The organism is Burkholderia sp. L-4 (genome assembly GCF_056856535.1).
Genome location: NZ_JBXEOX010000001.1, coordinates 2,414,799 through 2,439,293, shown reverse-complemented (window position 1 = coordinate 2,439,293; position 24,495 = coordinate 2,414,799). Strand labels below are relative to the sequence as shown.

The 24,495-nt window shown below is 66.0% G+C and carries 19 protein-coding genes and 1 tRNA gene; 12 read left to right on the top strand and 8 right to left on the bottom strand.

All coding sequences use genetic code 11. The features are described from left to right. Positions 1-135: 135 nt before the first annotated feature. Positions 136-212, top strand: a tRNA-Met gene (locus AC1VVG_RS11325). Positions 213-328: 116 nt separating this feature from the next. Here the strand turns inward: AC1VVG_RS11325 and AC1VVG_RS11320 are convergent. Then, on the bottom strand, positions 329-1,021 hold the full coding sequence (locus AC1VVG_RS11320; RefSeq protein ID WP_226228296.1) for an aspartate/glutamate racemase family protein: 693 nt from the start codon (positions 1,019-1,021) through the stop codon (positions 329-331). Between the two features lie 137 nt (positions 1,022-1,158). On the opposite strand from AC1VVG_RS11320, the gene dinB reads away from it, so the two are divergent. After that, the gene (gene dinB / locus AC1VVG_RS11315) at positions 1,159-2,328 is read left to right on the top strand and encodes a DNA polymerase IV (RefSeq protein WP_482835634.1); all 1,170 of its coding nucleotides are present in this window, start codon (positions 1,159-1,161) and stop codon (positions 2,326-2,328) included. A gap of 58 nt (positions 2,329-2,386) precedes the next feature. On the opposite strand, the gene AC1VVG_RS11310 is transcribed toward dinB, so the two are convergent. The 4 genes from AC1VVG_RS11310 to fixL form a co-directional block, all read right to left on the bottom strand. Beyond that, positions 2,387-4,474, bottom strand: a complete 2,088-nt coding sequence (locus AC1VVG_RS11310) for a M3 family metallopeptidase (protein WP_034188954.1) — start codon at positions 4,472-4,474, stop codon at positions 2,387-2,389. Between the two features lie 281 nt (positions 4,475-4,755). Then, complete coding sequence (gene folD / locus AC1VVG_RS11305) at positions 4,756-5,616, bottom strand: bifunctional methylenetetrahydrofolate dehydrogenase/methenyltetrahydrofolate cyclohydrolase FolD (RefSeq protein WP_034188953.1); 861 nt, start codon at positions 5,614-5,616, stop codon at positions 4,756-4,758. Between the two features lie 242 nt (positions 5,617-5,858). Then, positions 5,859-6,497, bottom strand: coding sequence for an oxygen response regulator transcription factor FixJ (fixJ, locus tag AC1VVG_RS11300; protein WP_006493245.1), 639 nt, complete (start codon positions 6,495-6,497; stop codon positions 5,859-5,861). Beyond that, positions 6,494-9,010: an oxygen sensor histidine kinase FixL gene (gene fixL / locus AC1VVG_RS11295; RefSeq protein ID WP_034188952.1), complete on the bottom strand. Its 2,517-nt coding sequence runs from the start codon at positions 9,008-9,010 to the stop codon at positions 6,494-6,496. Before fixL ends, fixJ begins: the two co-directional genes overlap by 4 nt. A gap of 273 nt (positions 9,011-9,283) precedes the next feature. On the opposite strand from fixL, the gene aceE reads away from it, so the two are divergent. From aceE to lpdA, 3 genes are all read left to right on the top strand, one after another. Beyond that, positions 9,284-11,980: a pyruvate dehydrogenase (acetyl-transferring), homodimeric type gene (gene aceE / locus AC1VVG_RS11290; RefSeq protein WP_034188951.1), complete on the top strand. Its 2,697-nt coding sequence runs from the start codon at positions 9,284-9,286 to the stop codon at positions 11,978-11,980. Between the two features lie 67 nt (positions 11,981-12,047). After that, the gene (gene aceF / locus AC1VVG_RS11285; RefSeq protein ID WP_059562034.1) at positions 12,048-13,700 is read left to right on the top strand and encodes a dihydrolipoyllysine-residue acetyltransferase; all 1,653 of its coding nucleotides are present in this window, start codon (positions 12,048-12,050) and stop codon (positions 13,698-13,700) included. Positions 13,701-13,983: 283 nt separating this feature from the next. Beyond that, a complete protein-coding gene (lpdA, locus tag AC1VVG_RS11280) occupies positions 13,984-15,747 on the top strand; it encodes a dihydrolipoyl dehydrogenase (RefSeq protein ID WP_034188949.1) in 1,764 nt (587 codons plus the stop codon). Between the two features lie 205 nt (positions 15,748-15,952). Here lpdA and AC1VVG_RS11275 read toward each other — a convergent pair whose 3' ends face one another. Then, on the bottom strand, positions 15,953-16,519 hold the full coding sequence (locus tag AC1VVG_RS11275; protein WP_034188948.1) for a phasin family protein: 567 nt from the start codon (positions 16,517-16,519) through the stop codon (positions 15,953-15,955). Positions 16,520-16,723: 204 nt separating this feature from the next. Continuing rightward, positions 16,724-16,915 (bottom strand): hypothetical protein, encoded by a 192-nt coding sequence (locus AC1VVG_RS11270; RefSeq protein WP_482835633.1) that lies wholly within the window; start codon positions 16,913-16,915, stop codon positions 16,724-16,726. Between the two features lie 255 nt (positions 16,916-17,170). On the opposite strand from AC1VVG_RS11270, the gene pbpG reads away from it, so the two are divergent. After that, positions 17,171-18,340: a D-alanyl-D-alanine endopeptidase gene (pbpG, locus tag AC1VVG_RS11265; RefSeq protein WP_124609713.1), complete on the top strand. Its 1,170-nt coding sequence runs from the start codon at positions 17,171-17,173 to the stop codon at positions 18,338-18,340. Positions 18,341-18,427: 87 nt separating this feature from the next. On the opposite strand, the gene AC1VVG_RS11260 is transcribed toward pbpG, so the two are convergent. Further along, positions 18,428-19,237 carry an IclR family transcriptional regulator gene (locus AC1VVG_RS11260; protein WP_034188946.1) on the bottom strand — a complete coding sequence of 270 codons (810 nt, stop codon included), beginning with the start codon at positions 19,235-19,237 and terminating at the stop codon, positions 18,428-18,430. A gap of 184 nt (positions 19,238-19,421) precedes the next feature. On the opposite strand from AC1VVG_RS11260, the gene AC1VVG_RS11255 reads away from it, so the two are divergent. From AC1VVG_RS11255 to AC1VVG_RS11230, 6 genes are all read left to right on the top strand, one after another. After that, positions 19,422-20,144: a (Fe-S)-binding protein gene (locus AC1VVG_RS11255; protein ID WP_482835632.1), complete on the top strand. Its 723-nt coding sequence runs from the start codon at positions 19,422-19,424 to the stop codon at positions 20,142-20,144. A gap of 33 nt (positions 20,145-20,177) precedes the next feature. After that, entirely contained in the window at positions 20,178-21,587 is a 1,410-nt protein-coding gene (locus AC1VVG_RS11250) for a lactate utilization protein B (RefSeq protein WP_059562024.1), read from the top strand. Positions 21,588-21,716: 129 nt separating this feature from the next. Then, positions 21,717-21,944, top strand: a complete 228-nt coding sequence (locus AC1VVG_RS11245) for a hypothetical protein (protein ID WP_034188943.1) — start codon at positions 21,717-21,719, stop codon at positions 21,942-21,944. A 101-nt stretch (positions 21,945-22,045) separates the two neighbouring features. Continuing rightward, positions 22,046-22,528 (top strand): low molecular weight protein-tyrosine-phosphatase, encoded by a 483-nt coding sequence (locus AC1VVG_RS11240; RefSeq protein WP_124670793.1) that lies wholly within the window; start codon positions 22,046-22,048, stop codon positions 22,526-22,528. A gap of 117 nt (positions 22,529-22,645) precedes the next feature. Further along, on the top strand, positions 22,646-23,185 hold the full coding sequence (iscR, locus tag AC1VVG_RS11235) for a Fe-S cluster assembly transcriptional regulator IscR (protein WP_006401955.1): 540 nt from the start codon (positions 22,646-22,648) through the stop codon (positions 23,183-23,185). A gap of 65 nt (positions 23,186-23,250) precedes the next feature. Then, the gene (locus AC1VVG_RS11230; protein WP_034188941.1) at positions 23,251-24,474 is read left to right on the top strand and encodes an IscS subfamily cysteine desulfurase; all 1,224 of its coding nucleotides are present in this window, start codon (positions 23,251-23,253) and stop codon (positions 24,472-24,474) included. Positions 24,475-24,495 lie beyond the last annotated feature (21 nt).

Here is a 24,495-nt window from a genome sequence, read left to right as displayed (position 1 = left end):
CGAGCATGCGGGGCGAACGCGCGCGAAACGCGACGCGGAGCAGGGCGCGGGCCACGCCGTCTGGAAGACGAGAGAAGAATTTGTGACAAAAGTGTTGACGTGAGTACTTCATCACCCTATAATTTATTTCTCTGACGCGGGGTGGAGCAGTCTGGCAGCTCGTCGGGCTCATAACCCGAAGGTCGTAGGTTCAAATCCTACCCCCGCAACCAAGCACACCAGACGATGTGCAGCGCAAGTGACCGATGCGCGCTTCGTCGACAGGAACCCGGCCCCGTGCCGGGTTTTTTGTTTTCCGCGTGCGATATCGCTGGCGCGGTTGTCGTGGTTACCGCGCCGCCCACTCCACGGCCGCCTTCGCATGCAGCGCGGTCGTGTCGAACACCGGCAGCGGCGAATCGTCCGCGCCGATCAGCAGCGTGATTTCCGTGCAGCCGAGAATCACGGCCTGCGCGCCGCGCCGCGCCAGTGCCTCGATGGTCGACACGTAGGTCGCGCGCGATTCCGCCGCGACGATGCCGTGGCACAGCTCGTCGTAGATGATCCGGTGCACGTCGTCGCGCCCGCGTTCGTCCGGCACGAGCACGTCCATCCCGAATTTGTCGCGCAGCCGCTCCGCATAGAACGGCAACTCCATCGTGTAGCGCGTGCCGAGCAGCGCGACGCGCTCGACGCCCGCGTCGCGCAGCGCGCTGCCGGTCGGATCGGCAATGTGCAGGAACGGCAGCTTCACCGCGGCTTCGATCGCGTCGTGCACGCGATGCATCGTATTGGTCGTCAGCACGACGAGATCGGCGCCGGCCGCTTCGAGCTGGCGCGCCGCGTCGGCCATCCGTTCGCCGAGCGCCGCCCAGTCGTGCGTGCGCTGCAGCGCTTCGATTTCCGCGAAGTCGACCGTGACCAGCACGCTTTTCGCGTTGTGGTGGCCGCCATGCAGCGCCTTCGAATGCCGGTTGATCATCCGGTAGTACTCGGCCGACGATTCCCAGCTCATGCCGCCGATCAATCCGATCGTCTTCATCCGTCACCTTCTCGTTTGGTGTGTCGCGGCAGACGAGTATAGGCGTCGCTGCCGGCGCGCGGCCGGTACGATCCGCGCAAAGCGGGCCGGTACGGCGCAGCCGGGCGCGGCCGCACGCGACAGTTGAAACCGGCACTGTGTTTTTGTACAGTATCGGCACCGTGAACCCGACCACCATCCCGCCTGCCGATCCGCACGTGCCGCCACCGGGCGACGCGCTGCCGCGCATGCGCAAGATCATTCACTGCGACTGCGACTGCGACTGTTTCTACGCGTCGGTCGAGATGCGCGACGATCCGTCGCTGCGCAACCGGCCGCTCGCGGTCGGCGGCCGGCCCGACCAGCGCGGCGTGATCGCGACCTGCAACTACGAGGCGCGGCGCTATGGCGTGCATTCGGCGATGTCGTCGGCGCTCGCGATGCGCAAGTGCCCGGACCTGCTGATCCTGCCGTCCGCGATGGACAAATACCGCGCGGCGTCGCGGCAGATCATGGCGATCTATCGCGACTACACGCCCGACGTCGAGCCGCTGTCGCTCGACGAGGCGTACCTCGACGTCAGCGGGTCCGAGCGGTGCCAGGGCAGCGCGACGCTGATCGCGCGCGAGATCCGCCAGCGCGTGTTCGACACGGTCGGCGTGACCGTGTCGGCCGGCGTCGCGCCGAACAAGTTCATCGCGAAGATCGCGTCGGACTGGAACAAGCCGGACGGCCTGTTCGTCGTGCGGCCGCACGAGATCGACGCGTTCGTCGCGGCGCTGCCGGTGCGCAAGCTGCACGGCGTCGGCAAGGTGACGGCCACGCGGCTCGACCGGATCGGCATCCAGACCTGCGCGCAGTTGCGCGACTGGCCGCTGATCGACCTGCATCGCGAGTTCGGCGCATTCGGGCGGCGGCTGTACGAACTGTCGCGCGGCATCGACGAGCGGCCCGTGCAGGCCGACCAGGAGCGCAAGTCGGTCAGCGTCGAGACGACCTACGTGACCGACCTGACGACGCTCGAGCAATGCGCGGACGAGATTCGCCGCCTCGTCGTGCAGCTCGACGCGCGGATCGCGCGCGCCGGCGCCGCGCGGTCGATCCGCAAGCTGTACGTGAAGATCCGCTTCGCCGATTTCCAGCGCACGACGGTCGAATGCGTGGCCGACGCGACGCATGCGGAGACGGCCGTCACGCTGCTCGCGAAGGGGCTGCAGCGGCGCGCGCAGGCCGTACGGCTGCTCGGCGTCGGCGTGCGCATCGACGAGGACACGGCCGAGCGTCACGGGCAGTTCTCGCTGTTCGACGACGAAGCGCCCGCGCCATGAAAAAAGGCACCGCCGTGGCGGTGCCTGTCGATGCAGCCGGAAGGGTCGGGCGGCGCGCTCAGTGCGCGGGCGCGGCCATCCCGTTGTGGCGCAGCAGCGCATCGATTTCCGGCTCGCGGCCGCGGAACGCCTTGAACGAATCCATCGCCGGGCGGCTGCCGCCGACCTCGAGGATCTCGCGGCGATAGCGCGTGCCGGTGGCCGCGTCGAGCACGCTGCCGCTCTGGGCGGCCGCTTCCTCGAACGCCGCGTACGCGTCGGCCGACAGCACCTCGGCCCACTTGTAGCTGTAATAGCCGGCCGCGTAGCCGCCCGCGAAGATGTGGCTGAACGTGTTCGGCCAGCGCGAGAAGGCCGCCTGCGGAATCACGTGGTAGCGCTCGTTGATCTCGCGCGCGAACGCGGTCACGCCGGTGGCGCCGGCCGGGTCGAAGTCGACGTGCAGCAGCATGTCGAACATCGAGAACACGATCTGGCGCAGCGTGCCGAGCCCGCTCTGGAAATTCTTCGCGGCGATCATCTTGTCGAACAGCTCGCGCGGCAGCGAGGCGCCCGTATCGACGTGCGACGACATCGACGACAGCACGTCCCATTCCCAGCAGAAGTTTTCCATGAACTGCGACGGCAGCTCGACCGCATCCCATTCGACGCCGTTGATGCCCGACACGCCGAGCTCGTCGACGCGCGTGAGCATGTGGTGCAGCCCGTGGCCGAACTCGTGGAACAGCGTGATGACTTCGTCGTGCGTGAAGCACGCGGGCTTGCCGCCGATCGGCGCCGAGAAGTTGCAGGTGAGATACGCGACCGGCGTCTGCACGTCGCTGCCGCGCTTCGCACGCGAACGCGCGTCGTCCATCCATGCGCCGCCGCGCTTGCCTTCGCGCGCGTACAGGTCGAGATAGAACTGCGCGACGAGCGAGCCGTCGCGGTTCTCGACGCGGAAGAAGCGCACGTCCTTGTGCCACACCGGCGCTTCATCCGGCTTGATCCGCACGCCGAACAGCGTTTCGGTGACGGTGAACAGGCCCTTGAGCGCGGCCGGTTCCGGGAAGTACTGCTTGACCTCGTTTTCCGAGAACGCGTAGCGCTGCTGGCGCAGCTTCTCGGCCGCGTACGCGACGTCCCACGGCGCGAGTTCGGCGAGGCCGAGTTCCTTCGCGGCGAACGTGCGCAGCTCGTCCCAGTCCTTGTCCGCGTGCGGACGCGCGCGCGTCGCCAGATCCTCGAGGAAGGCGATGACCTGTTGCGGCGATTCGGCCATCTTTGGCGCGAGCGACACTTCGGCGAAATTGCGGTAGCCGAGCATCTGCGCCTCTTCGCGGCGCAGCTTCAGCTCGTCGGCGACGATCGCCGTGTTGTCCCATTCGGCCTTGCCGCCGCCGTACTGCGGCCCGAGTTCCGACGCGCGCGTCGCATAGGCGCGGTAGAGCGTCTCGCGCAGCGCGCGGTTCTCGGCGTACTGCAGCACCGGGAAGTACGACGGGAAGTGCAGCGTGAATTTCCAGCCTGCCTTGCCGTCCTTCTGCGCGGCTTCGCGGGCGGCCTCGATCGCATCGCCGGGCAAGCCGGCCAGTTCGGCTTCGTCCTCGACGACATACGCGTACGCGTTGGTCGCGTCGAGCACGTGGTCGGAGAAGGCCTTCGACAGCGCGGCCTGCTGCTCCTGCAGTTCCGCGAAGCGCGGCTTCTGGTCCTCCGGCAGCTCGGCGCCCGACAGGCGGAAATCGCGCAGCGCGTTATCGAGGATCTTCTTGCGTTCGGCGGACAGCGTCGCGTATTCGGCGCTCGCGGCAATTGCCTTGTACTTCTCGTACAGCGCGAGATTCTGGCCGACGCTCGACCAGAACTCGGTCACGCGCGGCAGGTTTTCGCCGTAGGCGGCGCGCAGCTCCGGCGTGTCGGCGACCGCGTTCAGATGGCCGACGATGCCCCATGCGCGGCCGAGCGGCTCCGTGGCCTGCTCGACCGTCTCGACGACGGCGGCCCAGGTCGACGGCGTCTCCTGCGCGCTCGCGGTTTCGACCGCGCGGCTGGCGGCGTCGAGCAGCGTATCGAGTGCGGGCGTCACGTGTTCCGGGCGGATTTCGCCGAAACGGGGCAGGCCGGAGAAGTCGAGGAGCGGATTGGTGTTGGCGCTGGCGGACATAAGACTCCCTGTCTGTTGCCGGATGAACCGGGATGAAAAGGGTAACGGCGGCTGGGCGCGACGGCGCCCGATACCGACATTATTGGGGCGCATCGTGCGCTTTCCAATCGTTAGTTTCTAATGGCACGATTGACGCAGGGTCGGATGCGTGGCCGCGCGCATCCGACGGCGGGCATCCGGGGACGGGCGTCCGGCGGCTTGCGGCCGGGCGCGGTGCAGCCGCATCGACGCGGCCGGCGAGACGCCGGCGCACGCAGGCGCGCCGGCTGAACGGGGATGCGTCAGGCCGCGGCGGCAGCGGCGCGTTCGGCGGATTCGATCGTGTTGACCAGCAGCATCGTGATGGTCATCGGGCCAACGCCGCCCGGCACCGGCGTGATGTAGCCGGCCACTTCCTTCACGCCCGCGAAATCGACGTCGCCGCACAGCTTGCCCGCATCGTCGCGGTTCATGCCGACGTCGATCACCGTCGCGCCCGGCTTCACCATGTCGGCGGTCAGGATGTTGCGCTTGCCGACCGCGGCGACCACGATGTCGGCCTGCCGCGTGTGCGCGGCGAGGTCGCGCGTCTTGCTGTGGCAGATCGTCACGGTCGCGCCGGCGTCGAGCAGCATCATCGCCATCGGCTTGCCGACGATGTTCGAACGGCCGATCACGACCGCATTCGCGCCCTGCAGCGCGATGCCGTGCGCCTCGAACATCTTCATCACGCCGTACGGCGTGCACGGGCGGAACAGCGGCTTGCCGGTCATCAGCGCGCCGGCGTTCGCGACGTGAAAGCCGTCGACATCCTTCTCCGGCGCGATCGCCTCGATCACCTTGTGGCTGTCGATATGCGCGGGCAGCGGCAGCTGCACGAGGATGCCGTGGATCTTCGGGTCGCGGTTCAGCTCGTCGATGCGCGCGAGCAGGTCGGCTTCCGACAGCGTGGCCGGGTAGGCATCCTTCAGCGAGAAGAAACCATTGTCCTCGCACGCCTTGATCTTGTTGCGCACGTAGACTTCGCTCGCCGGGTTTTCGCCGACGAGGATCACCGCGAGACCGGGCTGGTGGCCGCGAGCGGTCAGGGCGGCGGCGCGTTCGGCAGCCTGGGCGCGCAAGGTCTTCGAAAGGGCGTTGCCGTCGATGAGGAGGGCTGTCATGGTGGTGGGTCCTGCCGGGAAGTTGGAATGCGGGCGTACGGCGCCGGAAGCGCCGCAGCAAAGCACGCAATTATACCGTTCGCTTGCTGCCGTCCGACAGCGAATCAACGGGAAGCGTCATGGTCGCGGCGCGCGTGCGCCGGGAGGAAAGGCCGCCGCCGCGCGAGTGGGCCGCATCGCGCGGGGCGGCAAGCGCCGGTGGCGGGCCGGGCGGGCAGCGCCGCCGCGGCCGCTGAAGACGCTCAGGCCTGCTTCTTCGACAGCGCGAGGCGCAGCAGGTCGGCCACCGTGTTGACGTTGAGCTTTTCCATGATGTTCGCGCGGTGCGCTTCGACCGTCTTGATGCTGATGCCGAGATCGTCGGCGATCTGCTTGTTCAGGCGGCCCGCGATGATGCGTTCGAGCACCTGCTGCTCGCGCGCGGTCAGCTTCGACAGGCGCTCGCTCGCGGCACGCTGTTCCTGGACGCTCTTGCTTTCGCTTCGGGCCTTGTCGAGCATCCGCTCGACGAGCTTGCGCAGCTCGGCTTCGTCGAACGGTTTCTCGATAAAGTCCATCGCACCCTTTTTCATCGTCGACACGGCCATCGGCACGTCGCCGTGACCCGTGACGAAGATGATCGGCAGCGCGGCGTTGTCGGCGATCAGGCGCTCCTGCAGCTCGAGGCCGCTCATGCCCGACATCCGCACGTCGAGGATCAGGCACGCGATCTGGCCGGCCTGCTGCGCCGGCTGGTAGGCATCGAGGAACTGCTCGGCGCTCGAGAAGCATTGCACGCGATAGCCGTTCGCCTCCAGCAGCCAGCGCAGCGAGTCCCGTACGGCCTCGTCGTCGTCGACGACAAAGACGGTTTCCTGAGTGGTGGTGACAGGGCTATTCATAGTTCTCCCGTAACGGTATGTGATGCCGATGCCTCGCGCCCCCCTTGGCCGAGATCAGCGGGTTCCCCAATGGGCAGGCTGCAGTGGAACGTCGCGCCGGAAATGCGGCCATCCGGCTCGACGTTGTTGACCACCCACAGACGCCCCCGATGCGATTCGATGATCGAACGGCAGATGTTCAGCCCCATGCCCATGCCATCGGACTTGGTGCTGTAAAACGGTTCGAACAGGCGCTCGGCGGTCGCTTCGTCGACGCCCGGACCCTGGTCGATCACGCGAATGTCGACGAAACCCGCGTCGATGTCGGCGACGACGCGGATCACGCCGTCCGCCGAGGCCGGCTTCACGTCGGCCATCGCCTCGGCCGCGTTCTTCATCAGGTTCATCAACACCTGCTCGATCAGCACGGGGTCGACATAAATAATAGGCATTCTTGCGAGGATTTCCGTGACGATCCGGATCCTGCGCTTCCTGGCCTCGATTTCGGCGAGCCCGACCGCGTCGGCGACGATGTCCGCGACCCGGGCCGGCTGGCGTTTCGGCTCGCTGCGCTTCACGAATTCGCGGATCCGCTTGACGATCATCCCGGCGCGCAGCGCCTGCTGCGCGGTCTTTTCCAGCGCGGGCTGCAGCGTCTCGGGCGTGCCGCGGCCGCTCTTGACGAGCGCGAGCGTGCCCGAGCAGTAGTTGTTGATCGCGGCGAGCGGCTGGTTCAATTCGTGAGCAATCGACGACGCCATTTCACCCATCGTCATCAATCGGCTCGTGAACTGCAGCTTTTCTTCCTGCTGATGCGCGAGTTCCTGCGCCTTCTTGCGGGTCGTGATGTCGGTCGCGATCTGCATCTGCGCGAGGTGGCCGTCGACCCACTGGATGTACTGGCGGCGCACCTCGAACCATTTCTGGATGCTTTCGACGTACACCTCCTGCGCATCGGCGGTGCTGCTCGTCAGCGCGGCGGCCGGCAGGCCCGCGAACGCGTCGACCATGTCGATCGAGTCGGACGATGCCTGCGCGCGGTCGAAGCCGCCGCCCGACAGTTCCAGATGGCCGTCCGGGCGGATGCCGAACAGGTGGCGGTAGTAGCGGTTCGCGAACAGCAGCTCGGCTTCGTCGGCGGCGAGCACCGACACCGCGGCGTCGAGGCTTTCGAGCACCGTCGTGAAGCGTTCGTGCGCGGCCGCGAGTTCCTCGCGCGCGCGCTTCGGTTCGGTGATGTCGGTCATCGACGACATCCAGCCGGTCTGGCGGCCCGAGCTGTCGATCAGCGGCGACACGTACAGGCGCGCATGGAACAGCGTGCCGTTCTTGCGCCGCACGCGCAGCTCGAAGCCCGAGCTCGGCGCCTTGCCGCGCAGCGTCATGTCGAGCTGGCGCTGCATTTCCGGGTAGGCGTCGCGCGGCCAGTACGGGAACGGCGCGACCTTGCCGACGAGGTCGGTTTCGTCCCAACCCGTCATCCGGCAGAACGCGGGGTTCACGTGCGTGATGCGGCCGTGCATGTCGAGCACGCGCATGCCGATCAGCACCGAGTTTTCCATCGCGCGGCGGAAGAACGCTTCCGCGTACAGCGCCTGCTGCGCCTCGAAGCGCTGGCGCGTGTGCTTCCACAGACTCCAGAGGCTCCACAGCACGAAGCACGACAGGCCGGCGACGAGCCACACGAGCGTGTTGTTGGTCAGGTTCGTGAGCTGCGGGAATGCGTACACGCGCACCGTCAGCCCCTGGCCGGGCGGATCGAGCGGCAGGTCGTAGTGCGAGTCGCGCGGCAGGCGCGGGCGCGTCGACGTGGACGACAGCTCGCGGTTGTTCGCGTCGGTGATCGAGATCTTGTACTTCGACGACAGTTCCTGCGGGATGTCGTGCTTCAGGATGCCCTCGACCGAGAACACCGCGGCGATCGAGCCGAGATATTCGCGGTCGCCGCGCATCACGGGCGTCTGCAGCGTGATGAAGCCGTTGCCGAAGTCGTCGTAGATCAGCGGCGAATAGGCCTGGCGGCGCGTGCTGCGCGCTTCGTCGTACGCGCCGCGCACGGCGTCCTGCATCTGCGCGTCGCCCGGCTTCGCGAGCCGCTGGCCGAGCAGCGGCGGATGCACGGTCGGCCAGCGCTGCACGCCGGGCGCGGTGTACCAGTTCAGGTAGAGGATTTCCGGATGCGTCTGCATCACGTCCGCGACGGCCATCTGGAATGCGTTCTGGTCGAGGCGGCCCGACGCGAGATCGCGCGACAGCGCCTGCAGCTGTTCCTGCGCGCCCGTCATCGACAGGCGGATCTGTTGCTGCGCCCAGGCGACGTTACGGAACAGGGTGTCTTCCTGCTGCTGCTGTTCGCGGCGATTGAGGCTCCACAGGATGAGGCTCATCACCACGAGAAATACCAGGATCGACAGCAGCGGCGTCAGCAAATAGGAATTGGACCACCACGGTCCGTGGTGCCAACGGGACGGCTGCGACTCCGCCGGCGGGCCCGACGGTCGCGCCGAGCGTGCGAAAAGCCGATCGGTCAACATGGCAGGATTGTAGCGCAGCGCAATACATGGAAAACCGGTACCGGATATGTTGAACGGAAACGGATTTGTTCCGCCGTGGCGTGCCGCCGCGCCCCGAAGCATGGGTGCGGCGCAGCAATATTTCGCATTGCGAGAAAAGATCTCACAATTCGAAAATTTTGTTGCGCAGGCCCGCGCACGCTCATTACAATCCGCTGGAGCTTGCCCGCAGCCGGCCGCGTCGCGTCGTCTGCATGAGAGCGATCCTCACATTCCAGGACCCAGGAGACGAGAATGTCCGCTGTACCGAACGAAGTGATGAAATATGTCGCCGCCGATCGTGACGACGACCCGCAAGAAACCATCGAGTGGCTGGAGTCGCTCGATGGCGTGATCTCCTCCGTGGGCACCGGCCGCGCGCATTACCTGATCGAAAAACAGATCGAGTTCGCCCGCATGCACGGCGAGCACCTGCCGTTCTCCGCCAACACCCCGTACATCAACACGATCCCGGTCGAAGCCCAGGCGAAGATCCCGGGCGACCAGGACATCGAGCACCGCATCCGTTCGTACACGCGCTGGAACGCGCTGGCGATGGTGCTGCGTGCCGGCAAGGACACGAACGTCGGCGGCCACATCGCCTCGTTCGCATCGGCCGCGACGCTCTACGACGTCGGCTACAACCACTTCTGGCACGCGGCGTCCGACCAGCACGGCGGCGATCTCGTGTTCGTGCAGGGTCACTCGTCGCCGGGCGTGTACTCGCGCGCGTTCCTGCTCGGCCGCCTGAAGGAAGAGCAGCTCGACAACTTCCGCCAGGAAGTCGACGGCCAGGGCATCTCGTCGTACCCGCACCCGTGGCTGATGCCGGACTTCTGGCAATTCCCGACCGTGTCGATGGGTCTCGGCCCGATCATGGCGATCTACCAGGCGCGCTTCATGAAGTACCTGCAGGCGCGCGGTATCGCGAAGACGGAAGGCCGCAAGGTGTGGGCGTTCCTCGGCGACGGCGAGACGGACGAACCGGAATCGCTCGGCGCGATCGGGATGGCGAGCCGCGAGAAGCTCGACAACCTCGTGTTCGTGATCAACTGCAACCTGCAGCGTCTCGACGGCCCGGTGCGCGGCAACGGCAAGATCATCCAGGAACTCGAATCGGAATTCCGCGGCGCCGGCTGGAACGTGATCAAGGTCATCTGGGGCAGCCGCTGGGATGCGCTGTTCGCGCGCGACAAGTCGGGCGCGCTGATGCGCCGCATGATGGAAGTCGTCGACGGCGAATACCAGACGTACAAGTCGGAGTCGGGCGCGTTCGTTCGCGAGCACTTCTTCAACACGCCTGAACTGAAGGCGCTCGTCGCCGACTGGTCGGACGACGACATCTGGGCGCTGAACCGCGGCGGCCACGATCCGCACAAGATCTACGCGGCGTTCCACGAAGCGTCGAACACGAAGGGCGCGCCGACCGTCATCCTCGCGAAGACCATCAAGGGCTACGGGATGGGCGAGTCGGGCCAGGCGATGAACATCACGCACCAGCAGAAGAAGCTGCCGGTCGAGCAACTGAAGAAGTTCCGTGACCAGTTCCGTCTGCCGATCACCGACGAGCAGATCGCCGACGTGCCGTACCTCAAGTTCGAGGAAGGTTCGAAGGAACTCGAATACATGCGCCAGAAGCGCATGGACCTCGGCGGCTACCTGCCGCATCGCCGCGAGAAGGCGACGTCGCTGCCGGTGCCGGCGCTCGACGCGTTCGAGCCGCTGCTGAAGGGCACGGGCGAAGGCCGCGAGATCTCGACGACGATGGCGTTCGTGCGGATCCTGAACATCCTGCTGAAGGACAAGGCGCTGGGCAAGCGCGTGGTGCCGATCGTCCCGGACGAATCGCGTACGTTCGGCATGGAAGGCCTGTTCCGCCAGATCGGCATCTGGAACCAGGAAGGCCAGAAGTACGTGCCGGAAGATTCCGACCAGCTGATGTTCTACAAGGAATCGGAAACCGGCCAGATCCTGCAGGAAGGCATCAACGAAGCGGGCGGCATGTGCGACTGGATCGCGGCGGCGACGTCGTACTCGACGCACGGCGAGATCATGGTGCCGTTCTACATCTTCTATTCGATGTTCGGCTTCCAGCGGATCGGCGACCTCGCATGGGCCGCGGGCGACATGCGTTCGCGCGGCTTCCTGCTCGGCGGCACGGCGGGCCGCACGACGCTGAACGGCGAAGGCCTGCAGCACGAAGACGGCCACTCGCTCCTGTGGGCGGCATCGGTGCCGAACTGCGTGAGCTACGACCCGACGTTCGGCTATGAACTCGCCGTGATCGTCCAGGACGGCCTGCGCCGCATGGTGCAGGACCAGGAAGACGTGTACTACTACATCACGGTGATGAACGAGAACTACGAGCACCCGGCGATTCCGCAGGGCGACCACGTGGCGGCCGACATCATCAAGGGCATGTACGCGTTCAGGAAGGCCGACGCCGACAAGAAGGCGCCGCGCGTCCAGCTGCTCGGCGCGGGCACGATCTTCAACGAAGTGATCGCCGCCGCCGACCTGCTGAAGAACGACTGGGGCGTCGCCGCCGACCTGTGGAGCGTGCCGAGCTTCACCGAGCTCGCGCGCGAAGGCCACCAGGTCGAACGCTGGAACCTGCTCCATCCGACCGAAGAGCGTCGCCTGTCGCACGTGCAGAAGTGCCTGAAGGACACGCAGGGCCCGGTCATCGCATCGACCGACTACGTCCGTGCGCTGGTCGACCAGATCCGCGGCCAGATCGATCGCCGCTTCGTCGTGCTGGGCACGGACGGCTTCGGCCGCTCGGATACCCGCGAGAAGCTGCGTCACTTCTTCGAAGTCGACCGTCACTGGGTCACCGTCGCCGCGCTCAACGCGCTGGCCGACGAAGGCACGATCGAGCGCAAGGTGGTCGCGGACGCGATTGCCAAGTACAACCTCGATCCGTCCAAGCCCAACCCGATGACCGTTTAACGCACACGCCGTGTAATGCCCGCGTCGCTCCCGCGAGGAGCGCGCGCGGCCATGGAGACAGAAACAGATGAGTCAAGCGATCGAAGTGAAGGTGCCGGATATCGGCGATTACAAGGACGTGCCGGTGATCGAGATCGGCGTGAAGGTCGGCGATACGGTCGAGCCCGAGCAGTCGCTCGTCACGCTCGAGTCCGACAAGGCGACGATGGACGTGCCGAGCCCGGTGGGCGGCGTCGTGAAGGAAATCAAGGTCAAGGTGGGCGATTCCGTGTCGGAAGGCTCGCTGATCATCCTGCTCGAAGGCGCCGGCGCGGCGCAGGCCAACGGCGCGACTGCACCGGCCGCAGCGCCCGCTCCGGCGGCAGCGCCGGCCCCGGCCGCGGCTGCACCGGCGGCCGCACCGGCAGCAGCCGGCGGCACGCTCGAAGTGAAGGTGCCCGACATCGGCGATTACAAGGACGTCCCGGTGATCGAGATCGGCGTGAAGGTCGGCGACACGGTCGAGAAGGAACAGTCGCTCGTCACGCTCGAGTCCGACAAGGCGACGATGGACGTGCCGAGCCCGGCCGCCGGCGTCGTGAAGGACATCAAGGTCAAGGTGGGTGATTCGGTATCGGAAGGCACGCTGATCGTGCTGCTCGAAGCCGCAGGCGCGTCCTCTGCCGCTGCGCAGGCGAGCGCACCGGCGCCGGCTGCGGCCGCGCCGGCTCCGGCACCCGCCGCCGCACCGGCACCCGCGAAGGCAGCGCCGGCACCGGCTGCCGCCGCACCGGCCGCCGCGCCGTCGGGCGAGTACCGCGCGAGCCATGCATCGCCGTCGGTGCGCAAGTTCGCGCGCGAACTCGGCGTCGACGTCGCACGCGTGCAGGGTTCGGGCCTGAAGGGCCGCATCACGAAGGACGACGTCACCGGTTTCGTGAAGGGCGTGATGACGGGCCAGCGCGCGGCACCGGGTGCAGCAGCGGCTGCGCCGGCAGGCGGCGGCGAGCTGAACCTGCTGCCGTGGCCGAAGGTCGACTTCTCGAAGTTCGGCCCGTTCGAGGCGAAGCCGCTGTCGCGCATCAAGAAGATTTCCGGCGCGAACCTGCATCGCAACTGGGTGATGATCCCGCACGTCACGAACAACGACGAAGCGGACATCACCGAGCTCGAAGCGTTGCGTGTCCAGCTGAACAAGGAACACGAAAAGGCGGGCGTGAAGTTCACGATGCTCGCGTTCGTGATCAAGGCAGTCGTCGCCGCACTGAAGAAATTCCCGACCTTCAACGCGAGCCTCGACGGCGACAACCTCGTGTTCAAGCAGTACTTCCACGTCGGTTTCGCGGCCGATACGCCGAACGGCCTCGTCGTGCCGGTGATCCGCGATGCGGACAAGAAGGGCCTCGTCGACATCGCGAAGGAAATGAGCGACCTGTCGAAGGCCGCGCGCGAAGGCAAGCTGAAGCCGGACCAGATGCAGGGCGGCTGCTTCTCGATCTCGTCGCTCGGCGGGATCGGCGGCACGAACTTCACGCCGATCATCAACGCGCCGGAAGTGGCGATCCTCGGGTTGTCGCGTGGGCAGATGAAGCCGGTGTGGGACGGCAAGCAGTTCGTGCCGCGTCTCATGCTGCCGCTGTCGCTGTCGTATGACCACCGTGTCATCGACGGTGCGGAGGCCGCACGGTTCAACGCGTATCTCGGTGCGTTGCTGGCCGATTTCCGCCGCATCATTCTTTGATGAGATGAGGGGCTCGCGGGGGCGTGGTTCTTGTCGGTTCGCCACGCGCTTGTCGTTGAACCTGTTTTGCCAACGGTCTGCCGGCGTCGCCCCTGCGCGGGGCGGCGGTCACTTTTCTTTGTCTTCCAAAGAAAAGTGACCAAAAGAAAGGCGCGTCCTTGGGCGGACGGCAAAGGTAGTCCTGCCCAACGTCGCGTGCTCTTGTCAGGCCGCTTGTCGTCAGGTTCCGTCTTTCCGCCAGTCCCTCCCTCTCTCTCTGCAGCCAATCAAGAAGGGGACAGTCATGAGTCTCATCGAAGTCAAGGTTCCGGATATCGGCGATTTCAGCGGCGTCGATGTCATCGAAGTCAACGTGAAGCCCGGCGACGTGATCGAAAAAGAGCAAACGCTCATCACGCTCGAATCCGACAAGGCCTCCATGGAAGTGCCCAGCGACGTCGCCGGCACCGTCAAGGAAGTCAAGGTCAAGGCCGGCGAGAAAGTCTCGCAAGGCACCGTCATCGCCATCGTCGAAGCGTCGGCCGGTGCCGCCGCACCCGCGAAAGCGCCTGAAGCGCCGAAGCCCGCAGCCGCGCCGGCACCGGCTGCCGCCGCTCCGGCGCCCGCGCCGCAAGCCGGCAGCTATGCCGGCGCCGCCGACATCGAGTGCGACATGCTCGTGCTCGGCGCCGGCCCCGGCGGCTACTCGGCCGCGTTCCGCGCGGCCGACCTCGGCATGAAGACCGTGCTCGTCGAACGCTACTCGACGCTCGGCGGCGTGTGCCTGAACGTGGGCTGCATCCCGTCGAAAGCGCTGCTGCATACGTCGCTCGTCGTCGAGGAAGCCGCGGCGCTCGCGTCGCACGGCATCACGTTCGGCAAGCCGCAGGTCGATCTCGACAAGCTGCGCGACTTCAAGGGCGGCGTCGTCAAGAAGCTGACGACGGGCCTCGCCGGCATGGCCAAGGCACGCAAGGTCGAAGTGGTCACGGGCGTCGGTGCGTTCGTCGATCCGTTCCACATGGAAGTGCAGGGCGAAAACGGCAAGAAGGTCGTGAAGTTCAAGCAGGCGATCATCGCCGCGGGCTCGCAAGCCGTGAAGCTGCCGTTCATGCCGGAAGACCCGCGTGTCGTCGACTCGACCGGCGCACTCGAACTGCGCCAGCTGCCCAAGCGCATGCTCGTGATCGGCGGCGGCATCATCGGCCTCGAAATGGCCACGGTGTACTCGACGCTCGGCGCCGAGATCGACGTCGTCGAAATGATGGACGGCCTGATGATGGGCGCGGACCGCGATCTCGTGAAGGTCTGGGAAAAGTACAACGCGAAGCGCTTCGGCAACGTGATGCTGAAGACCAAGACGGTCGGCGCGGAAGCGAAGGAAGACGGCATCTACGTGAAGTTCGAGGGCGAGAAGGCGCCGGCGGAAGCGCAGCGCTACGACCTCGTGCTCGTCGCGGTGGGCCGCAGCCCGAACGGCAAGAAGATCGGTGCCGACAAGGCCGGCGTCGCGGTCACGGATCGCGGCTTCATCGACGTCGACAAGCAGATGCGCACGAACGTCCCGCACATCTTCGCGATCGGCGATATCGTCGGCCAGCCGATGCTCGCGCACAAGGCCGTGCATGAAGGCCACGTCGCAGCTGAAGCCGCGCATGGCGAGAAGGCGTATTTCGACGCGCTGCAGATCCCGTCGGTGGCCTACACCGATCCGGAAGTGGCGTGGGCCGGCAAGACGGAAGACCAGTGCAAGGCCGAAGGCATCAAGTACGGCAAGGCCGTGTTCCCGTGGGCCGCTTCGGGCCGCGCGATCGCGAACGGCCGCGACGAAGGCTTCACGAAGCTGATCTTCGACGAGGAAACCCATCGCGTGATCGGCGGCGGCATCGTCGGCCTGAACGCAGGCGACCTGATCAGCGAAGTGTGCCTCGCCGTCGAGATGGGCGCGGACGCGGAAGACATCGGCAAGACGATCCATCCGCACCCGACGCTCGGCGAGTCGGTCGGCATGGCCGCTGAACTGTACGAAGGCGTCTGTACGGACCTGCCGCCGCAACGCAAGAAGTAACGCGACCGGCACGGCCGGCCATGCGCCGGCCACGAAAAACGCCGCCGCCCGGACGATCCGGGCGGCGGCGTTTTCTTTTGTGCGCAGCCGGCGCGGCGGCCGGACGACGGCTTGAAGCCGGCCGGCGTTTGCCGGTTCGCACGTGTTCCGGCGCCAGAAACGAAAAAGCCGCGCTGGGCGCGGCTCTTTCAGGAGCAGGGGGCGCTTACGCGGCCGGCTTGCTCGAACGGCGTGCGGCGGCGGCGGTAGCAGCCTTCGTCGCGACGGCAGCAGCAGCGTTGAAGTTCGTTTCAGCGATTTCGACGGCTTGCTTCGTGGCCTTCTGAACCGTTTCGTACGTGGTGTTCGCGGCGTTCAGTGCCGACTTCAGCGCGGCGACAGCCGTTTCCGAACCGGCCGGGGCGTTCTTCGCGACGTTGTCGACGAGTGCCTGGACCTTCTTGTTCTGCTCGTCGAATTGCGCTTCGGCAACCTTCGCGAACTCGGCTTGCGTCGACGATGCGATTTCGTACAGGTGACGGCCGTACGACAGCACCTTTTCAGCGACCGGCTGCGACAGGCTGGCTTGCAGCGCGATCAGTTCCTGCGCGTCCTTCACCGACAGCAGGCGTTGTGCGTTTTCCTGGCCTTCGGCCAGCGTCGACTTCACGACCTGCAGGTTCAGTTCGATCAGCTTTTCGACGCCTTCGAACGCCTTGGTCGTCAGACCGAACAGGCTCTCGAGGTTGGCTTTCTGTGCAGCGGCGATTTGCTCGGGGGTCAGCAAGGACATGTCCAGCTCCTGAAAAGCGATCGCGTCGATCGCAGGGTAAAGGGCACTACGACGGGGAATCTCGGATGCGCGTGCTTTGTGCAACGCAGCAATGAGGCTTATTTTAGGGCAGAGAAAACGGATGTCAAGTGTTTTTTGTGCGTTGCACAATCGCGACAAATTATCGATAAAACAACGGGTTATCGCGGTCGTCCGGAATCGGTTTCAGGCGCGTTCCCAGATGGTGCGCACGACGGCGGGGAAAGCGCGGCGCACCATGATCATGCACAGGTAAACCTGACAGGCCCATGGAACGTTATCCTTCTGTTCCTGTCGAAAAAGCGCCGTTTCGATGCGCGTGCCGTGGCGACGTGCCGCCGCCACGGTCGAGACCGGCGCCCCTGGCATGCCGAGCACCGGATACGTAGTTTCCCCGCTTTAAATCGCCTCCGAAGTGACGTTATCTCAATTAACCGAGTGGTAATCGGGAGACGGGCGCTGTCGGGCAGTGCACCCATGAGTTTTTTCGATGGGGGCGGGAGGGTCGATTGGTCTGAGGTTGGCCGACCCTTACATTCCGGTTTAACGACGATCGGTAAGTGCCTAATATTGCTCTTTTTTTCAGCTTTAACTACACTTGCGGAAACCTCCCGCCGCTTTGTCCAGACCCCAATGAAAGCCGAATCGTTTTCACCGCGCAGATTGTTGCAGAGCATGACGCTCGGCACGGCTGTGTCGGTCGCAGTCGCCTTGCTGGCGACCACCGCGTCCGTCGCGCCTGCTGACGCCTTTGCCGCCACTGCGAAGACCCAACAAGCCGCCAAGAAAAAGGCCGTCGCTCCTGCTTCGTCAGCGAAGAAGAAGTCGGCGAAGGCGACGTCCGACAAATCCGCCAAGGTCGCCACGGCCGATGCGCCGCGCGCGAAGGCGTCGCGAAAGCGCGTGACGCTCGCGGCGAACAACCTGCATGGCGGCCATCGCGGCGCGGTCCGCAAGGTCGCGTTCCAGCCGCGCCGGCCGACGGTCGGTCAGGCGTTCGGCCTGCACGATACGCCCGACGCGCTCGCGCTGCGTTCGAGCGTCGCGTACGTCGTCGACCAGAATTCCGGCGAGCCGCTGTTCGACAAGAATTCGCACGCCGTCGTGCCGATCGCGTCGATCTCGAAGCTGATGACGGCGATGGTCGTGCTCGACTCGAAGGCGCCGATGACCGATCAGATCGAAGTCACCGACGAAGACCGCGACTACGAGAAGGGCACGGGCTCGCGCCTGTCGGTCGGCTCGGTGCTGTCGCGCGAGGACATGCTGCACATCGCGCTGATGGCGTCGGAAAACCGCGCGGCCGCGGCGCTGTCGCGTTATTACCCGGGCGGCCGTCCGGCGTTCATCGCCGCGATGAACGCGAAGGCGAAGGCGCTCGGCATGGCCGATACGCATTTCGAGAATTCGACCGGCCTGTCCAGCTCGAACGTGTCGAGTGCGCGTGATCTCGTGAAGATGGTCAATGCCGCGTATCAGTATCCGATGATCCGCCAGTTCTCGACCGATCGCAGCTACGAGGTGTTCACGGGCAAGCGCAATCTCGCGTACAACAGCACGAACGCGCTGATCCGCGGCAACGGCTCGTGGGACATCGGCCTGCAGAAGACGGGCTTCATCAACGAAGCGGGTGAATGCCTCGTGATGCAGGCGACGATCCATGGCCGGCCGATGGTGATGGTGCTGCTCGACTCGTTCGGCAAGTACTCGCGCTTCGCCGACGCATCGCGCCTGCGCAACTGGCTCGACGCCGGCGGCGGCGAACGCCTGACGGCGGCCAACACGCCGAACGGCGGAACCTGATCGCGCCGCAGGCTGCAACAAGAAAGCCCCGCAATCGCGGGGCTTTTTTACGTCCGGCGGAACCGGCATCGAGGCCGGCGAGCAGGCTTACGCCTGCCGCTGCAGCCCGTCCACGTCCTTCGCGGGCGTCGGCCGGTAGCCGAGCGATTCCGAGATGGTGAGTGCCGTGCGGCTCAGCTGGCCGAGCCATGCGTCCTGCAGGCGGTCGGCCGGTGCCGACAGCGACAGCCCCGCGACGAGCTTGCCCGAATCGTCGTAGATGCCGGCCGCGATACAGCGCACGCCGAGCTCCAGTTCCTCGTTGTCGCGCGCGCACGATTGCTGGCGGACGATCGTCAACTCGCGCTCGAGCTTCGCGATGTCGGTGATGCTGTTCTGCGTATGGCCGGACAGCCCCGTGCGCGTCGCGTAGGCGCGCACGCGCGACGTTTCGTCGGCCGCGAGGAACAGCTTGCCGACCGACGTCAGGTGCAGCGGCGCGCGGCCGCCGATCGCGCGGACGACTTGCATCCCCGAGCGCTCGGAATACGCACGCTCGATGTAGACGATCTCGTCGCCCTGGCGCACCGACAGGTTCACGGTCTGCCCGGTGAGGCGATGCAGCTCGCGCATCGGCATCAGCGCCGCGTCGCGTACCGACAGGCGCGCCTTCACGAGGTTGCCGAGCTCCAGCAGCCGCATGCCGAGGCGGTAGGTGCCGGGATCGGAGCGGTCGACGAGGCGACAGGTCACCATGTCGTTGAGGATGCGGTGCGCGGTCGACGGGTGCAGCTCCGTGCGCTGCGCCAGTTCCTTCAGGCTGACAGGATCACTGTGCGCGGCGAGCGCGTCCAGCAGCCGCATCATGCGTTCGATCACCTGGATCGACGTTTTTGAATCCGGGGTGGGTTGGCTCATGTCGGGGGGAGAAATCGGTTGACGCGTCAAGCGGTGTTGCATCGATTGTATCTCGTATTGTGAAAAAAGCGAACGCCGTTCGAGGAAGTCCTCGTTTCGTGCACGACGGGCTTGCATGCGAGCCGGCGTTGGTCTTGCTGGCCAAACGGCGGATAATGAGAGTCGTTTTCTCGAAGGAGCACGTATGCGAGTCGGTTTGTTCGTGACCTGCCTGGTCGATCTGATGCGCCCCGAAATCGGTTTCTCGGCGCTCAAGCTGATTCGCGACGCCGGCTACGAAGTGATCGTGCCGCCCGCGCAGACCTGCTGCGGGCAACCGGCCTACAACTCGGGCGACCGCGCGCTCGCGCGCGACCTCGCCGAAAAGACGCTGCGCGAGTTCGAGCAGTTCGATTACGTCGTCGCGCCGTCGGGCTCGTGCGGCGGGATGATCCGCGCGCACTACGGCGACCTGTTTCGTGACGACCCCGAACTGATGGGGCGCTACACGCGGTTCCAGCAGAAGGTCTACGAACTGACCGATTTCCTCGCGAACGTCGCGAAGGTGTCGCTCGTGCCGGGCGAGTTCACCGGCCCCGTCACCTATCACGACTCGTGTTCGGGCCTGCGCGAACTCGGCGTGAAGGCGCAGCCGCGCGCGCTGCTCGCGCAGCGCGGCGTTGCGGTCACCGAGATGAAGGACTGCGAGCACTGCTGCGGCTTCGGCGGCACGTTCGCGATCAAGTACGGCGACATCTCGGCGGCCATCGCGGACGAGAAATGCGCGAACGTGCGTGCGTCGGGCGCGGGTGCCGTCGTGCTCGGCGATCTCGGCTGCATGCTGAACATCGAAGGGCGGTTGCGCCGCATCGGCGACCGCGACACGCGCGTGCTGCACGTCGCGCAGGTGCTGGCGGGCGACGTCTGACGCCCGGTTCCGCTCACTTTTCCCGATACCGCGATGCAAGTCCAATCGATGCATTTCAAGGCGCGCGCCGGCCAGAAGCTGGCCGACCAGCGCCTGCAGCAGAACCTGAAGAAGCTGTCGACGAAGTTCGTGTCCGCGCGCGCCGACGCGATGACCGCGATCGACTTCCCGGCCACGCGCGCCGCGCTCAAGGCGCGCCGCAACCGCGCGCTGGAGAACCTCGACGTGTGGCTCGAGGCTTTCGAGCAGGAGGCGACGCGCCGCGGCACGACGGTGTTGTTCGCCGAAACGACCGCGGATGCCGCGCGGCTGGTGGCCGACATCGCGCGCCGGCACGACGTGAAGAAGGTCATCAAGACCAAGTCGATGGTGTCCGAGGAAATGCGCCTGAACGCGGTGCTCGCGGAGATGGGCGTGCAGTCGATCGAGACGGACCTCGGCGAATACATCCTGCAGATCAACGACAACGAGCCGCCGAGCCACATCATCGCGCCCGTCGTGCACAAGGACAAGGACGAGATCGCCGACCTGTTCGCGCGCACGCACCACCGCGAGCGGCTCACCGAGATTCCGGACATGACGCGCGAGGCGCGCGAGGTGCTGCGCCCGCATTTCATGTCGGCCGACATGGGCGTGACGGGCGGCAACTTCGTGATCGCCGAGACGGGCTCGGTCGCAATCGTGACGAACGAAGGGAACGAAGGCATGTGCACGGTGATGCCGCGCGTGCACGTCGCGGTGACGGGCATCGAGAAGGTGCTGCCGACCCTCGAGGATCTCGCGACCGCGATGCGCCTGCTGCCGCGTTCGGCGACCGGGCAGAAGACGTCGAACTATTTCTCGCTGCTGACCGGGCCGCGCGGGCCGGCCGACGAGGATGGCCCCGAGCACAACTACGTGGTACTGGTCGACGGCGGCCGCACGGGCCTGATCGGCGGCGAATTCCAGGAGATGCTGCGCTGCATCCGCTGCGGCGCGTGCATGAACCATTGCCCGGTATATCAGAAGGTCGGCGGCCATGCGTACGGCTGGGTCTATCCGGGGCCGATGGGGTCGGTGCTGACGCCGAGCTACGTCGGGCTCGACCGTACGCTCGACCTGCCGCAGGCCGCGACGCTATGCGGCGAATGCGACAGCGTGTGCCCGGCCGGGATTCCGTTGTCGCACCTGCTGCGCACGCTGCGCGAGAAGCAGGTCGAGCGGCACCTGCGGCCGTGGCGCGAGCGGGCGGCGCTCGCCGCATGGGGCTTCTTCGCGCGGCGGCCGATGCTGTACGCGCTGACGACCAAGCTCGCGGTGCGCGTCCTCGAGCGGCTGGGCAACGGCGGCACGCTGCGGCGCCTGCCGATGATGGGCGGCTGGATGGACACGCGCGACATGCCGACGCCGACCGGGCGCACGTTCCGGGAGCTGTACGCGGCGTCCCAGAGCCACCTCGGCTGACGACTGTTCAGCGGGCGGCAACAGTGCGTTCGCTATTTGCATATTTATCTCGATAGATGCGGTCTATAGAATCTGGTCTGTAGTCCCCGGAATTGGGTTTCGGGGTACCGGGTCAAGGAGGTCCGCATCATGAGAAAGACAATATCGATGTACTGGCCGCTGGCAATCGTCGTCCCGCTGGCAGCGGCAGCCTATCTGCACACGATGGCCGATGCGCCGTCGCGCGGCCCGCTCGCGGTTCACCAGGCGTCCGCCGAGCTGGCACGCGCGGTGTCGTTCGGGCTGGTCGGCGACGCGGCGCAGCCGCTGCCGGCGGCATCCGGCGACATCGTGCTCGCCGCGCCGAAGGCGCTGTGAGGCATGGCGCCGTCGCGTTGGGCGACGGCGCGATTTCGGCCGCCTTTGTATAATGGCGTGTTGTTCTTCCACGCGGTCCGCCGCAACTTTTCGATAGTGCGATGACCCGCGTTGCGATCTGTTTCGTCTGTCTCGGCAACATCTGCCGTTCGCCCACCGCGGAAGGCGTGATGCGCCACCAGGTCGACGCGGCCGCGCTGGCCGATCGGATCGCGATCGATTCGGCCGGCACCGGCGACTGGCACGTGGGCGAGCCGCCCGATACACGGGCGCAGGCGGCGGCACGCGGTCGCGGCTACGATTTGTCGGCGCTGCGCGCGCGGCAGGTGAGTGCGGCGGATTTCGAGCGCTTCGACCTGCTGCTTGCGATGGATGAGGCGAATCTCGCGGAATTGCAGCGCCGCTGCCCGCCGCGGTATCGCGACAAGGTGCGCCTGCTGATGGAATTCGCGCCGGATTCGACCGAAACCGAAGTGGCCGACCCGTATTTCGGCGGCGCGCAGGGCTTCGAACAGGTGCTCGATCAGGTCGAACGCGCGTGCGCGGGCCTGCTGGAGACACTCCGGGCCCGTACGGCGCGCTGATCGCACGGTGGTATTCAGCGGTCTGCGAATACCCTTTCAAAGACATGGATACTTGACTAAAAACGTCAAATATTTATACTTGACCAAAATCGTCAAGATTGCAGTCCCCTAGACACCATGAGACTCACCACCAAAGGCCGTTTCGCCGTCACGGCGATGATTGACTTGGCACTGCGCCAGGAGCAGGGCCCGGTGACGCTTGCAGGCATCAGCCAGCGCCAGCGGATTTCGCTCTCGTATCTCGAACAGCTGTTCGGCAAGCTGCGCAGGCATGAAATCGTCGAATCCGTGCGCGGCCCGGGCGGCGGCTACAACCTCGCGCGCCGCGCGCAGGACGTCACCGTTGCCGACATCATCATCGCGGTCGATGAACCGCTCGACGCCACGCAGTGCGGCGGCAAAGGCACGTGCGACGGCTCGAAGCAGCCCGACGGCCATTGCATGACGCACGAGCTGTGGTCGACCCTGAACCAGAAGATGGTCGAATACCTCGACTCCGTGTCGCTGCAGGATCTCGTCGATCAGCAGCGCGCACGCGAGGGCGCGCCCGCGGTGCTGCGCGACCGCCGCGCGCCGGAGCCCGTCGCCGCACCGGCCGAGCCCGTGCGCACGATGCCGCTGGGCCCCAATTCGGTGTTCAACATCGCGAGTTCGTGAGCGCGAAGGCGCCCGCCATACCCCATAACGCACATAGTCCCTGCACAGAATACCCGGAGCGACAGATGACCCAAGAGACTCTCCACCTGCCCATCTACATGGATTACAGCGCGACGACGCCCGTCGACCCGCGCGTGGTCGACAAGATGGTGCCGTACCTGCGCGAGCAGTTCGGCAACCCGGCGTCGCGCAGCCACGCTTACGGCTGGGACGCGGAGCGTGCGGTCGAGGAAGCGCGCGAACAGGTGGCCGCACTCGTGAACGCCGATCCGCGCGAGATCATCTGGACGTCCGGCGCAACCGAATCGGACAACCTCGCGATCAAGGGTGCCGCGAACTTCTACAAGGGCAAGGGCAAGCACATCGTCACGGTGAAGACCGAGCACAAGGCCGTGCTCGATACCTGCCGCGAGCTCGAGCGCGACGGTTTCGACGTCACCTATCTCGACGTGAAGGATGACGGCCTGATCGACCTCGACGTGTTCAAGGCCGCGCTGCGCCCGGACACGATCCTCGTGTCGGTGATGCACGTGAACAACGAGATCGGCGTGATCCAGGACATCGAGACGATCGGCGAGATCTGCCGCGAGAAGGGCATCGTGTTCCACGTCGACGCCGCGCAGTCGACCGGCAAGGTCGGCATCGACCTCGCGAAGCTGAAGGTCGACCTGATGTCGTTCTCGGCGCACAAGACCTACGGCCCGAAGGGCATCGGCGCGCTGTACGTGCGCCGCAAGCCGCGCGTGCGCATCGAAGCGCAGATGCACGGCGGCGGTCACGAGCGCGGCATGCGTTCGGGCACGCTGCCGACGCACCAGATCGTCGGCATGGGCGAAGCGTTCCGCATCGCCCGCGAGGAAATGGCGACCGAGAACGAGCGCGTGCGCATGCTGCGCGACAAGCTGCTGCGCGGCCTGTCGCAGATCGAGGAAACCTACGTGAACGGCGACATGGAACGCCGTGTCCCGCACAACCTGAACATCAGCTTCAACTTCGTCGAAGGCGAGTCGCTGATCATGGCGATCAAGGACGTCGCGGTGTCGTCGGGCTCCGCGTGCACGTCGGCGTCGCTCGAGCCGTCGTACGTGCTGCGTGCGCTCGGCCGCAACGACGAACTCGCGCACAGCTCGATCCGCTTCACGGTCGGCCGCTTCACGACGGAGCAGGAAGTCGACTTCGTGATCAACCTGCTGAACAGCAAGATCGCGAAGCTGCGCGAACTGTCGCCGCTCTGGGAAATGCACCAGGAAGGCATCGATCTGTCGACGATCGAATGGGCCGCTCACTAATACCGCATTGAATGCACCCGC